The 13,246-nt window shown below is 61.9% G+C and carries 11 protein-coding genes and 2 pseudogenes; 9 read left to right on the top strand and 4 right to left on the bottom strand.

Annotated elements, in window-relative coordinates:
• Positions 1-43: 43 nt before the first annotated feature.
• From X742_RS164665 to X742_RS164675, 3 genes are read left to right on the top strand one after another with little or no spacing between them, the layout of a single operon-like run.
• Complete coding sequence (locus X742_RS164665; RefSeq protein ID WP_023770438.1) at positions 44-1,057, top strand: flagellar motor switch protein FliG; 1,014 nt, start codon at positions 44-46, stop codon at positions 1,055-1,057.
• Between the two features lie 3 nt (positions 1,058-1,060).
• Positions 1,061-2,143, top strand: coding sequence for a flagellar biosynthesis protein FlhB (gene flhB / locus X742_RS164670; protein ID WP_023770437.1), 1,083 nt, complete (start codon positions 1,061-1,063; stop codon positions 2,141-2,143).
• Positions 2,140-2,574, top strand: coding sequence for a hypothetical protein (locus tag X742_RS164675; protein WP_015315925.1), 435 nt, complete (start codon positions 2,140-2,142; stop codon positions 2,572-2,574). The genes flhB and X742_RS164675 overlap by 4 nt, the downstream gene beginning before the upstream one ends.
• A 24-nt stretch (positions 2,575-2,598) precedes the next feature.
• Here the strand turns inward: X742_RS164675 and X742_RS164680 are convergent, their stop codons facing one another.
• The 4 genes and pseudogenes from X742_RS164680 to X742_RS164695 form a co-directional block, all read right to left on the bottom strand.
• Entirely contained in the window at positions 2,599-3,369 is a 771-nt protein-coding gene (locus tag X742_RS164680) for a helix-turn-helix transcriptional regulator (RefSeq protein WP_023770436.1), read from the bottom strand.
• Positions 3,366-4,076, bottom strand: coding sequence for a helix-turn-helix transcriptional regulator (locus tag X742_RS164685; RefSeq protein ID WP_023770435.1), 711 nt, complete (start codon positions 4,074-4,076; stop codon positions 3,366-3,368). The genes X742_RS164680 and X742_RS164685 overlap by 4 nt, the downstream gene beginning before the upstream one ends.
• Positions 4,077-4,539: 463 nt before the next feature.
• Positions 4,540-5,313: pseudogene (locus X742_RS164690) on the bottom strand (acetylpolyamine amidohydrolase); the annotation flags it as partial.
• Positions 5,314-5,355: 42 nt separating this feature from the next.
• On the bottom strand, positions 5,356-6,009 hold the full coding sequence (locus tag X742_RS164695; protein ID WP_023770433.1) for a TetR/AcrR family transcriptional regulator: 654 nt from the start codon (positions 6,007-6,009) through the stop codon (positions 5,356-5,358).
• Between the two features lie 261 nt (positions 6,010-6,270).
• Here X742_RS164695 and X742_RS164700 point away from each other — a divergent pair, with 261 nt between their 5' ends.
• From X742_RS164700 to X742_RS01000000169630, 6 genes and pseudogenes are all read left to right on the top strand, one after another.
• Positions 6,271-7,944, top strand: coding sequence for an amidohydrolase (locus tag X742_RS164700; protein ID WP_023770432.1), 1,674 nt, complete (start codon positions 6,271-6,273; stop codon positions 7,942-7,944).
• A gap of 143 nt (positions 7,945-8,087) precedes the next feature.
• A complete protein-coding gene (locus X742_RS164705; RefSeq protein ID WP_023770431.1) occupies positions 8,088-9,188 on the top strand; it encodes an ABC transporter ATP-binding protein in 1,101 nt (366 codons plus the stop codon).
• Positions 9,188-10,117, top strand: coding sequence for an ABC transporter permease (locus tag X742_RS164710; RefSeq protein WP_023770430.1), 930 nt, complete (start codon positions 9,188-9,190; stop codon positions 10,115-10,117). The genes X742_RS164705 and X742_RS164710 overlap by 1 nt, the downstream gene beginning before the upstream one ends.
• Positions 10,110-10,922, top strand: a complete 813-nt coding sequence (locus X742_RS164715; RefSeq protein ID WP_023770429.1) for an ABC transporter permease — start codon at positions 10,110-10,112, stop codon at positions 10,920-10,922. The genes X742_RS164710 and X742_RS164715 overlap by 8 nt, the downstream gene beginning before the upstream one ends.
• A gap of 29 nt (positions 10,923-10,951) precedes the next feature.
• Positions 10,952-11,980: an extracellular solute-binding protein gene (locus tag X742_RS164720; protein ID WP_023770428.1), complete on the top strand. Its 1,029-nt coding sequence runs from the start codon at positions 10,952-10,954 to the stop codon at positions 11,978-11,980.
• A gap of 67 nt (positions 11,981-12,047) precedes the next feature.
• Positions 12,048-13,244 (top strand): annotated as a pseudogene (locus X742_RS01000000169630) (serine hydrolase).
• Positions 13,245-13,246: the final 2 nt, after the last annotated feature.

Below are 13,246 nucleotides of genomic sequence, written 5' to 3'. Positions count from 1 at the left end.
ACATGGATCGCGGAGCTCGCCGGTGGCAGCGGAGGCGAAAGGCATGACGACGCCGCTGACGACCCTGACGCGGGCGCAGAAGGCGGCAGCCATATTGGTGGCGATGGGCAAACCGTCCGCCAGCCGCCTGTTGAAATTCTTCAAGCAGGAAGAGCTGAAGGCGCTCATCGAGGGCGCGCGGCTGCTCAGGACCATACCGCAGAGCGATCTCGAGCGCATCGTCGCCGAATTCGAGGCCGAGTTCACCGAGGGCGCGGGCCTGCTCGATTCCGCCGACAGGATGGACACCATTCTCAACGAGTCTCTCTCGCCCGAAGAGATGAGCGCCATCATGGGCGACAAGAAAGTCGAAGTCGCGCCTGAAGGGCCGCCGCCGATCTGGCCCGATCTCGAAAAGCTGGAACCCTCGCGGCTGGGCGCCTTCCTGGCGGGCGAACACCCGCAGACGGCGGCCATGGTGCTGTCGAAACTGGCGCCGCAGGCGGCGGCGAGTGTGCTTTTGACGCTGACGAAGCCGATGCGCGGCGAGATCATCAAGCGCATGGTGACGATGGCCAATGTTCCGGCCGCCGCCACCAGGATCGTCGAGAACCGGCTGCGCGCCAGCGTGCTGTCGGATACCTCGACCAAGGACACTTCGGCCGGGCAGGCGCGCGTCGCCAGCGTGCTCAACGAGCTGGAAAAGCCCCTGCTTGAGGAGGTCATGCAGGATCTCGAAGCCGCCGGCACGCCCGACCTCGACGGTGTCCGTGCCAGGCTGTTCGCTTTCGACGACCTGCCGCTGCTCACCCAGAAGGCGCGCGTGCTTTTGTTCGACGGGCTGTCGACCGAGCTTGTCACGCTGGCGCTGCGCGGCACGTCGGCGGCACTGGCCGAGGCGGTGCTGTCGGCGATCGGCGCGCGCTCGCGGCGCATGATCGAGGCCGAACTCGGGCAAGGCTCGGAGGGTGTCCCGGCCGCCGACATCATGGCCGCGCGCAAGACGATCGTGACGACCACCATCCGCCTGTCGCGCGAAGGGGCTTTCGAACTTCCCTCGACGCAGAACGCCGCCTAAGGCATGTCCGACGCCGTCGACAAGGATTCGAAAACCGAAGAGGCGACCGAAAAGAAAATCCGCGACACCATCGAACAGGGCAAGCTGCCCCATTCGAGGGAAACCGCGATCCTCGCCTCCTTCGTCGCCATACTGGTGTTCACGGTCTTTTATGCCAAGGACGCGATTGTCGAGCTCGGCATGTTCCTGTCGATGTTCCTCGAGAAACCCGAGGCATGGCCGATGGACACCGAGACCGATGTCATCGCCCTCTACAAACTTGTCATGCTGGAGGTGGGCCGCGCCTTACTCAGCCTGCTGGTGCTGCTGACGGTTGCCGGCATCGGCGCCTCGGTGCTGCAGAACATGCCGCAATTCGTCGGCGAGCGGATCAGGCCGCAAATGTCACGCATCTCGATCGTCAAGGGCTGGAACCGGATGTTCGGCGCCCAGGGCTGGGTCGAGTTTTTGAAGTCGCTGGCAAAAGTCGGTTTTGCCACCACCGTGCTCATCTTCACGCTGTCGGAGGACCACCGCAAGCTGCTTGCCGGGATGATCACCAATCCCGTCACGTTTGGCCTCGTCATCCGCGGCATCGCCGTCGACATACTGGTGGCGATCGTCTTCGTCATGGGACTGATCGCGGCGATCGACATCGTCTGGTCGCGCTTTCACTGGAAGCAGGACCTGCGCATGAGCAAGCAGGAGGTCAAGGACGAGTTCAAGCAGTCGGAGGGCGACCCGATCGTCAAGTCGCGGCTGCGTTCGTTGGCGCGCGACCGCGCGCGCAAGCGGATGATGACGGCGGTGCCGCGCGCGACGCTTGTTATCGCCAACCCGACCCATTTCTCGATCGCGCTGAAATATGTGCGCGACGAAGATTCGGCGCCGCTGGTCGTAGCGAAGGGGCAGGATCTGGTGGCACTGAAAATCCGCGAAATCGCCAAGGAGCATAACATCCCGATCTTCGAGGACGTGGCGCTCGCCCGCTCCATGTACAAGCAAGTTTCGGTCGATAATGTGATCCCGTCACAATTCTACCAGGCCGTCGCCGAACTGGTGCGGATCGTCTACTCGAAAAAGGCTGAGCGCAGACAGATTTCATGAACCGGCAACCGCACGCAAAATCCCGCGAGATCATCGTCGCCAGCGCCATCGAACAGGTGGTGGTGGAGCTCAGACTGATCGACGTCGCCGACTATATCGCCTTCATCCGGCTGGAGCATTTCGCCTGCCTGTCGGATCTGGTCGATTCAGCGGCGGAGCTGTTCTTCATGCCGGGTACGCTTAGGCTCGGTCATGGCGGCGAGGCGCATGTCGACTGGAGCGGCAGCCCGCGCATCGTGCTCGATCTGGAACTCAGGCCGCCCGGCGTGACCGTCTATTTCCAGCTGACGCTGAGCGAGACCGGCAGCACGGTCCTGGTCAATTACGTGTCGTTCGAAAAGCCGGGCGAAGACCCCGGGCACAATACGGCGCTGCTGGAGGCGGTGATCGAACAGGCCCGCATCCGCAAGGTCGAACCGCTGGCGTTCTAAAGCGCTTCCTTCAGCCGGGAGCGGCTACTCGATAAGCCCCAGCCGCAACGCCTTGGCGACCGCTTGGTTGCGGTTGACCGCATTGAGCTTTTGGGTCGACTGGGTGAGGTACTGGTTGGCGGTGTGCACCGACAGTTTCAGGAGCCGCGCGATCTCCTCGCTGGTGTTGCCGTTGGCGGTCAGCTTCAGGCATTCGAGCTCGCGCTTGGAGATCGAGCGCATTCTGCCGACGTCGCCCGGACGCATCCGCGCGACGGCGGCGAACAGCGAGAAGCAGCGGGCGTGAATTTCGTAGAGCGCATCCTGCGGCAGCGCGATCTCCGATCCCAGGAAGACGACAAGACCGCACTGACCGCGATCGGCATGGACGGGGAAGGCAATGCCGCTCGACCCGGGTGTCAGCGGCGCCATCTGTCCGGTCCAGGCGAGACTGCCGAACATGTCGGCCATGGCCGCCACGCCGTCATCCGTCCACCAGCGCGGCTCGGTCGAAATCCGGCTATGGCGAACGATGTCCTCGCCATTGGCGCCTGAAATGAATTTGGTCGCCACCGCGACGCCGGGATAATCTGAATCAAAGCACGGGACCAGCCGCGCTCGCTCCGGCGACGGGCTGACGAAGAACAGGCCGAAGGCGGAGGCATTGATGTCGACTGAGATCCAGCGGCAGCGGCGCACCGCATCGGGAATGGTGACGGCGTGATGTGTTTCGGATCCCAGCGAGAAGGCACCGAACGGGCTGCGCTGCTCGTTGAAAAGGGCCTCCGCGGCGTCCTTGATGTCGGCGTGTTTCAAATGATGCCACTCCTGATCGCCGTGGCGATGGCCATCGCACGGTTCGAGGCCGCGAATTTCTGGATGGCGTGGGTGATGTAGCTGTTGACCGTGTTGGACGAGACGCCAAGGATCACCGCCACCTCGTCGGTGGTCTTGCCTTCCGAGACCCAGAACAGGCATTCGCGCTCGCGGTCCGACAGCGGATCCTGCATCGCCGCGGCGGCGATCAACTGCGGGATGTGCGAAAGCGCGTAGCAGCATTTCAGCTGCGCCTTCATCAGCGCCGGCTGGTCGATCCGGCCGGCGGCCGCCGCCGAGAACAAGGCGAAGAGGCGCTGACGGCCGACATTCAGCCGCAGTGAATAGACCTCGGCATGGCCGAGCACGTCGAGGAGCCGAGCCTCTTCGCCCGAGACCAGTCCACCGGAATTCGGCGCCTGGGCCGCCACCAGCGGCGTCGGACGGATACCGGGTGCGGCGGTGAGCGGGCCCTGGGCAAGGCCGGCGATCAGCCGCTTGCCGATCAACTCGATGGCGTCGAAGATCCAGTTCGAAGAGACGATACGCGCATCGTTGCGGTCCTGATCATGGACGATGGCGACCAGCATGTAGCTGTCGGCGCCGATCTCGGCGGTTAGCTCCATGAAGAAGGAGGTGAGATCACCGCGCGACGTCAGGCGCGAGCCCAATGTGTCGGATTGAAGAGGCGCGGCGGGACTGCTCATCTGCTGCTTTTGGTCGGAATCAATTCTGATGCCCGGCTGCTGGAGTGCCAGCCGCCGAACCCGAAAACGCGTTACTTTTACGAGACACACACGAGGCGCGGGGCCGCGCCCAACCAGACGGAATCCATTCAGGGAACGCGAGACATCCGCGTCTGGCGCCGGAAAAATTCCGGAACGTGAGACTTTGGGTGGTCGCCGTGCCCCCGAGGACCGGCTGATTCGGGTCTAATCTACCCGCAGATGAATCCGACATCAAACGCGATTTGACAAAATCGAATCCGGTGGACTCGGACTGCGACTCAGCGGCCAATTTCCTTGCATTTCCGGGGCCCGGAAATCGAGCCGCGCAGGCCGGTCATAATTCTTGCGATGGGCTTACGCGGCGCCTCTGGGTCCAAAAACGGGCGGCTGCCGCTACCCTTCCTTTGTCCGTCCTCCCCGCAGTCGCTTTCTGGACGACCCTCTACCGATCCTCGAACCCGGTCAGCACGGCGACGGCATTGATACCGATCTCCTCGACGGCATAGCCGCCTTCCTGGACGAACAGCGTCGGCAGGCCGAGCTTGGCGATGCGCTGGCCGATCTTCGGATAATCCGGGCTTTTCAGCTTGAACTGGCTGATCGGGTCCTTTTCGAAAGTGTCGACGCCGAGCGAGACGACAACGATGTCGGGAGCGTAGGCGGCGAGCCTGGCGCAGGCGTCCTCCAGCGACACATTCCAGGCATCCCAACCGGTGCCGAAGGGCATGGGATAGTTGATGTTGAAACCTTCGCCAGCACCCGCGCCACGCTCATCGGCATGGCCGAGGAAGAACGGGTACTCGACCATCGGATCGCCGTGCAAGTTGAGAACCTGTACGTCGGCGCGGTCATAGAAGATCTCCTGCGTGCCGTTGCCGTGGTGATAGTCGACGTCGAGGATCGAGACACGTTTTGCGCCCTGGTCGCGGAACCATTGCGCGGCGACCGCCGCGTTGTTGATGTAGCAATAGCCGCCCATGAAGCCGGCCCCGGCATGGTGGCCGGGCGGACGGCAAAGCGCGAAGGCCGACCTCTCGCCGTCCTTGACGAGGCCGGCGGCGGTCAGCGCGACGTCAAAGGACGATTTGATCGCGGCCCAGGTGCCCTCGACGAAGGTGGCGCCGCCGTCGAAGGAATAATAGCCGAGCAGGGCGTCGATGCGCTTGGGCGGCACGTCGCCGCGCAGGCCGCGCGTCGGCCAGGTGAAGGGCATCGCNTTCCAGAAAGCGGTTTCCGTCCGGAATCTCATTGAAACTGGTCAGTCAAGGTTGAGGTAGGGGCTCACCAAAGCGAGCCACATGGTTTCGACATCGTCCTCGATGAGGTCGTACGTCCTGCGATCTCTTTTCATCCCGACAAGCCGGCAGGCGTGCCCGACTTCCATCATCACCAGGCCAAGCCGCTTGGCGATCTTGTCTTCGAGGGCCGGGTTCACATGCCGCAGCCATGCGGCATAGAGGGCGACGATCTCCTCGTCATATGCGTCCTGGATAGGCCTGAGATCGGCATTGCCGGATATCGCCTCGATCACCGGCATCAGGGTGGCGTTGTCGAGATAGATCCTGGACGTGTCGATGAAGAGCTTGCGCACTTCCCGCCGAAACTCTTCGCGGTTGGTAGGCGGCGCGACCTTGATGCGCCTCGCGATCACCTCGGGAAAGGATGACAGCCAGCGCCGGGCGAGATCCAGAAGAATGGCCTCCTTGTTGGGGAAGTACTGGTAGACCGAACCGACGGACAGGCCGGCGCGCTGCGCTATGGCGAGCGTCGTCGGCGCCTTGGTTCCTTGCTCGCGCGTCAAGGTCAGCGCCGCGTCGAGAATGCGGTCGACCACCTTGCTCGACCGCTGCTGCCGCGGTTGCTTGCGCGGTTCGAGCGCTATTTTGGTTTTGCGATCGAGACTGCGCTTCACTGCTTGATGTCCTCGTTCCCCGCCTGGTCCCAACACAAGCGGGGCGTGCTGTCCACAATACATTCTAAATCCGGCATGTTGACAAACGCGAATAATCAGTCGCATTCTTTATCCACGCTGTCCCAAGGGATAACAAGGGAAATTTCGAAGACAGCGTACTTGGCGCCATTCATTGTCCGATAGCGCCGCTCCGTAGCGGCGGGTCGTTGGACGCGGAGTTTTGCCCAGTCTCATTTCAGTCGTCAAAAGCGCGGAGTTGCGATGTCGGTCACGGATGCGGGGGATGATGCGGACCTGATTGTCATCAATGGTCGTGTGTTGACCATGGACGGCGACAATCCCGCCGCCGAGGCCGTTGCCGTCAAGGACGGCGCCATCATCGCCATTGGCAGCCGTGCTGCAATCGAAGAGCTCAAGGGAACGGGTACAAAGGTCATCGACGCCGAGGGCGGTTCGGTGATCCCCGGTTTCATCGAAGCCCATATGCATCTGTTCGGCGGCGCGGCTGAACTCGACAATCTGCATCTGGCTGGCGTGCATGGCTTCGATGCCTTGCGGGATGCTATCCAGTTCTTTGCCGCGGCGCGGCCCAATGCCAAGCTTCTGATCGGCGCTGGCGTCGACTATGCGGTCCTTTCCGAGCCGGTTACGCGGCATCATCTCGACCGCATCATTCTCGACCGCCCCTTCGTCATGTCGGCTTCCGACCATCATACGATGTGGGCGAACACCAAGGCGCTGGAGCAGGCCGGGCTTCTGCATGGCCGCCAATTGGGGCCGGGCAACGAAATCGTCATGGGCGCCGACGGACTGGCCTCGGGCGAATTGCGCGAAGGTGAGGCATTCGGTCCGATTCTGGAATTCTTTGGCCAGAACCGCACGCGGCTTGGCCTGACTGGCATGGAGCCGGAGCCTTATCCTTCGGCCGAGGAATTGGCTGCCGACCGCGATCTGATGCATCGCGGTCTCGAATGGTGCGCCAGGCATGGCATTACGTCGATCCAGAACATGGATGGCAACCTCTACCAGCTTGAACTGCTTGCCGGCCTGGAGGCGGAAGGGCGGCTCATTTGCCGTACCAAAATCCCGTTCCATTTCAAGAACTTCATGGCACTGGCCATGCTTGAAAAAGCGTCGGGTATGGCCGCGACCTATAACTCCGAATGGCTGTCCTCGGGCATGGTCAAGGTGTTTTATGACGGCGTGCTCGATTCTTGGACTGCCGTGATGGTCGACGACTACGCCGACCGTCCCGGCTGGCGCGGCGAGCCATTGTTCACGCCCGAGCACTTCGTCGAGGTGGCAGTGGAGGCCGATCGCCGAGGCCTGCAGATCGCCGTCCATTCTATCGGCGACGGCGCAGTCCGCGCGGTGCTCGACGGCTATCAGGCGGCGCAGGAGAACAACGGCAAGCGGGACAGCCGTCACCGCGTCGAGCATATCGAGGTCATCACCCCGACGGATGTACCGCGGTTCGCCGAACTTGGCGTCATCGCTTCGATGCAACCGCCGCATCCGCCCGGCGCCTTGAATTTTCCGCTGGAGCCGACGATTTCGCGCATCGGTCGCGAAAGGTGGCCGCTTAGCTATGCCTGGCGCACACTGAAGGATGCTGGCGCCCGCGTCGTGTTCGCTTCCGACTGGCCGGTCTCGCCAGTTGACCCGATCCTGGGCATCCAAGCGGCGGTGATGCGCAAACCTTGGGCAGAGGGCGTGGCGGACCAGAGTTTCTCGCTGCATGAAGCGCTTGCCGGCTATACGGTCGAGGGCGCCTACAGCGAATTCATGGAACACCGCAAAGGCGTGCTGAAGCCGGGTTATCTGGCGGATCTGGTCGTTTTGTCGGCCGATATCGAGAGGACTGCCCCGGAAGCGTTACATACGGTGCGGCCGGTGACGACCATCTGTGGCGGCAAAATCACCTACCAAGCCTGACTGTGGCATGGGGCTTGCTAAGCCCAAGATTGCTAACTGAACTGTGATTCAATGCCGGGCTTGCCAACCTACCGGCCGTGTGGTCACATCCAACAGGGGACAAACTCCGCCAGCAAGAGCGGGGTCAACAGTGAGGCGTAATCGTGCCGGACAAACCGGATCGGAATGCGATTGAAGTAGTTAACGTCAGCAAAATTTTCGGATCGGGTGAGGGGCAGGTCGCTGCCCTCGACAAGGTCTCGGTATCGATCCGCGAGAATGAGTTCTTCACACTGCTGGGACCATCCGGCTGCGGAAAAACGACGTTGTTGCGGCTAATAGCCGGCTTTGATTTTCCGAGTGCCGGCGAAATCCTGCTCTACGGACAGGACATCGCGCCGCTGCCGCCGTTCAAGCGGCCAGTCAACACTGTCTTCCAGTCTTATGCGCTGTTTCCCCACATGACGGTGGCCGACAATATCGGCTTCGGCCTGGAAATGCTGGGCAAGCCGAAGGCGGAGATTGCGGCGCGCGTCGCCCAGATGCTGAAACTGGTCAAGATGGAAGCGCTGAGCAATCGCCGCACCAGTCAGATCTCCGGCGGGCAGCAACAGCGCGTGGCGCTGGCGCGGGCGCTCGCACCACAGCCGAAGGTGCTCTTGCTCGACGAGCCGCTCTCCGCGCTCGATTACAAGTTGCGCAAGGAAATGCAGATCGAGCTGAAGAGGCTGCAGCACGAGACCGGGATCACCTTCATCTTCGTCACCCACGACCAGGAAGAAGCGCTGACCATGTCGGACCGTATCGCCGTGATGTCGTCGGGCAAGATCCTGCAGGTCGGCGCGCCGCGCGACATCTACGACCGACCGGCTGAACGCTTTGTCGCCGACTTCATCGGCGAGACCAATTTCCTCGAGGGTACCGTGGTGTCGAAGAAATCGGGCGTCGCCACCGTGAAGCTCGCCTCCGGCGCAACCGTGGCGGCAGGGTTCCCGGAGAACTTCGATCCCTCTGACGCAGTCACGGTCGTGGTGCGGCCCGAGCATGCGGATCTGATCGCCGATGTGTCCAAGAGCACGGTCTCAGGAACCTTGGCGAATGTCGTCTATTTCGGAACCGACACGCACTACCACGTCAAGCTCGATGGCGGTGACAACTTCATCGTGCGTTACCAGAACAGCCGGTCCGGCGCAGTGACATTCGAGACGGGCGCCAAGGTAGGCATCGTGTTCGAGGACGACGGCGCGCGGATACTAAGGGATTGATGACGATGGCGCTTTCCCAAGCCGCGTTGTTCGAGGCCAAGGCCGAGAAGGCAAGCGCCAGGCGCAACCGCCTGCTTTCCTTGCCGGCGCTGATCGTAATCGGGATTTTCGGCGTGCTGCCGCTGCTGATCATCCTTGTCTATTCGTTTCTCCAGGCCGCGCCCTATGGCGGCGTGCAATGGAAGTTTTCGACGGACGCCTATCTTAACTTCTTGTTTCAGCAGGATATTTTCGACGACACGCTGCAGTTCACGCCGGATTTCCTGATCATCTATCTGCGCTCGTTTCTGTTCGCCGTGGTGACGACGGTCATCTGCCTGCTGCTGGGTTTTCCGACCGCCTACTTCATGGCCACGCGCACGCCGGCGCAGCGCAACTGGTGGGTGCTGCTGATCACTATCCCGTTCTGGTCGAACCTTCTGGTGCGCACGCTGGCCATCATGTTCATCATCCGCGACGAAGGTCTCATCAACAACCTGCTGATCGGGCTTGGCGTGATCGATAAGCCGATCACCATGCTTTACACCAACTTCGCTATCCAGCTCGGCCTGCTCTACTCGTTCCTGCCGTTCATGATCCTGCCGCTCTATGCCAGCTTGGAAAAACTGGATTTCCGGCTGGTCGAGGCGGCCAATGACCTCTACGCGACGCGCCGGCAAGTTCTTTGGCGGGTGATTATTCCGCTGTCGCTGCCCGGCATCATCGCCGGCTGTCTGCTCGTCTTCATCCCCGCGCTCGGGGCCTATGTGACGCCGCTTATCCTTGGCGGCGGCATCCATCTGATGATCGGCGATCTCATCGCGCAGCAATTCGGTTCCGGGCGCAACTGGCCGCTCGGCTGCGCCCAAGCGCTGATCCTGATGGCCGCGGTGCTGGTCGCCCTCTACTTCTATGTTCGCACCACGTCGGGGAAGATCCAGCATGGCTGATCCCCGCAACGTCGATATCAAGGACCAGCCCGGGTTCCGCACGATCGCCATCATCTGCGTTGCCGTGCTTTACGTCCCGATCCTGATCCTGATGATTTTTTCGTTCAACACGGGTTCGCTCGTCACCCATTGGGAGGGCGTCGGCCTGAGCTGGTACGGCACCGCACTGCTCAATGAGGAATTCCACAACGCCGCCGAGAACACGCTGATCATCTCGGTGAGCGCAACGATCGTTTCGACGATCTGCGCCACGCTGGCGGCGATCGGCATGACCCGGGTGAAGCCGTGGCGTGGCCTGCCGGCCGCCTTCATGGTCATCAACCTGCCGCTGATGGTTCCCGAGATCATCACGGCAGTGGCGACCTTGTCCTTCTTCGCCTTGATCGCCGGGGCCTTCGGTCTGAATTTCGGCATCGGCAATCTGATCCTCGCCCATAGTGTGTTCTGCATTCCCTTCGCCTACATGCCGATCCGGGCGCGTCTCGAGGACATGGATCTGACGCTCGAATACGCCGCCGCCGATCTCTACGCCACGCCGTGGCACGCGTTCCGGCGCATAACGCTGCCGTTGCTTGTTCCCGGCATCATGTCGGGTGCGGCACTCGCGTTCATCGTCTCCTTCGACGATTTCACCATCACGCAGCTCGTCGCCGGCCCCGGCCAGACGACCCTGCCTCTCTACATCTGGAACCAGATCAGGCGGCCGATGACGCCGGAGATCAATGCCATCTCCACCATCCTGCTGCTGGTCTCGATCCTGTTCGTCTCGGTATCGTTCCTGATCGCGCGCCGACGCGCCAAGTGAATCAATGGGAAGGCAAAGGAGAACAAAAAATGTCTAGGAAACTGATGGCTGCCGTTTCGACGGCCGTGCTGTTGTGGGCGGTGCCCGCGCTCGCCGACGGCGAGCTGCATATCTACAACTGGGGTGACTACACCAATCCCAAGCTGATCGAAAAGTTCGAGAAGCAGTACAACATCAAGGTTACGCTGGACGACTATGATTCCAACGAAACCATGCTGTCGAAGGTGCGCGCCGGCAATTCCGGTTACGACATCGTGGTGCCGTCTGATTACACGGTGAAGATCATGGTCGACGAAGGCCTGCTCGAAAAGACAGAGCCCAACGCGATGCCGAACGGCAAGAACATCGATCCGCGTTTTCTCGACATCTATTGGGACAGCGGCCGCCACTACACCGCGCCTTGGCAGTTTGGCACCACGGCGTTCGCGGTCAACACAGACAAGTTCAAGGGCAACATCGACACGCTGGCCATCCTCTTCGACCCGCCGGCGGAACTGAAGGGCCAGATCAATATGCTCGACGATGTCAACACCGTCATGCATGCGGCCGAGCGTTATGCCGGCGTGCCGCGCTGCGGTGCCGACAAGGCTAATCTGAAGAAGGTCAACGACATCCTGACGGCCGCCAAGCCGTCATGGAAGACCTTCAGCTACGACACCATCACAAAGATCACCTCCGGCGACGTGATCGTGACGGAGCAGTGGAATGGCGCGACCTATCGCTCGCGGCAGAAAATCCCGGCCATCAAATACGCCTATCCCAAGGAAGGCATCGAGGGCTGGATGGACAATGTCGCGGTGCTGAAGGGCGCCAAGAACCTCGACAATGCCAAGCTGTTCCAGGACTTTATCATGGCTCCGGAAAACGCCGCGCTGATCTCGGAATTCGCCGGTTACGACAACGGCATTGCCGGCAGCCACAAGTTCCTGCAGCCGGATTTCGCCAATTCGCCGGAACTAAATCCGCCGGCAGGCGCGCCGGCAGCGGAATTCGTTCCGCCCTGTCCGCCAGATGTGGTGGAAATTTACAACAAGATCTGGACCAATTTGCGCAAATAGGTTCGGTCTAAACTCCAGCGGAAGGGAGGCTTCGGCCTCCCTTCTTTGCGCCTACGGGGAGGGTTCCATGACGTCCTATCGCAACAGCGATCCGCGGCCGCCGATCATGCAAGGCTCGCCGCCCGCCATGCTGCCGCCGAGGCTCGACTGGGACAGGCCGCCTTGGAACCGCTGGGCTTTCCAGCACATACGGGAAATTCTGCCGACCGCCGAAGTCTGGCGCGGCGCTGGCCATCGCCACCGTCTCGAACGCGCCGAGGTCGATCTCGACGGGCTGGCGGTCGAGGACAGCGAGGGCAGGCCTTCGACACTCGCCGGTCTGCTCGACGAGACCTATACGGACGGCTTCCTGGTGCTCAAGGACGGCAGGATAGTCTATGAGCGCTAGTTCAACGGCATGGACGAGCGCACGCTGCATCTGTCGCAGTCGATGGCCAAGTCGGTCACCGGCTCGGTGTTCGGCATATTGGCCGGGCGCGGCCTGATTGATCCGGTGAAGCCGGTGACAGACTACCTGCCGGAACTGAGCGCGACCGGCTGGGCCGGCGCCAGCGTCCAGCATGTGCTTGATATGACCACCGGCGTGCGGTTCTCGGAGGAATACACCGACCGCTATTCCGACATCGGCCAGGTCGATGTCGCCACCGGCTGGAAGCCGGTGCCACCGGGCAGCGATCCGGATTTCCGCTGGCCATCGCACATGTTCGAACTGATCCTGGGCTTGAAGGACACGGTTCGCCCCCATGGAGCCGCGTTCGAATATCGATCGATCGAGACGGACGTGCTCGCCTTCATCATGGAACGGGTGACGGGCAAGCGGCTGGCGCAGCTGGTTTCGGAGGAACTCTGGCAAAAGCTCGGGGCCGACGAAAGCGCCTGCTTCACCGTCGACAGCGCCGGCTATGCGCTAGCCGATGGCGGCTTCAACGCGACGCTGCGCGACTACGCCCGCTTTGGCCAGCTGATCCTCGACAATGGCGGCGGCATCGTGCCGGCGGACTGGATCGAGGCGACGCGTACCGGCAAGCATGGTCCGGATTTCTCCGCCAGCCTGCCCGAGGGCAGCTATCGCAACCAGTTCTGGATCGAGAATCCCAGCTCGCGGGCACTGATGTGCCGTGGCGTGTTCGGACAGTTGATCCACATCGACTGGAACACAGGAATGGTCGTGGTGAAGCTGTCGACCTGGCCGGATTTCAGCAACATGGCCTATTCCAGGGCAACGCTGAAGGCCGTGCACGCCATCGCCGCGGCGCTTGCCTGAGC

Source organism: Mesorhizobium sp. LNHC229A00 (assembly GCF_000502415.1).
Taxonomy (GTDB): domain Bacteria; phylum Pseudomonadota; class Alphaproteobacteria; order Rhizobiales; family Rhizobiaceae; genus Mesorhizobium.
The sequence above is the reverse complement of the archived record's forward strand: the minus strand, read 5'-3'. Positions and strand labels throughout refer to the sequence as shown.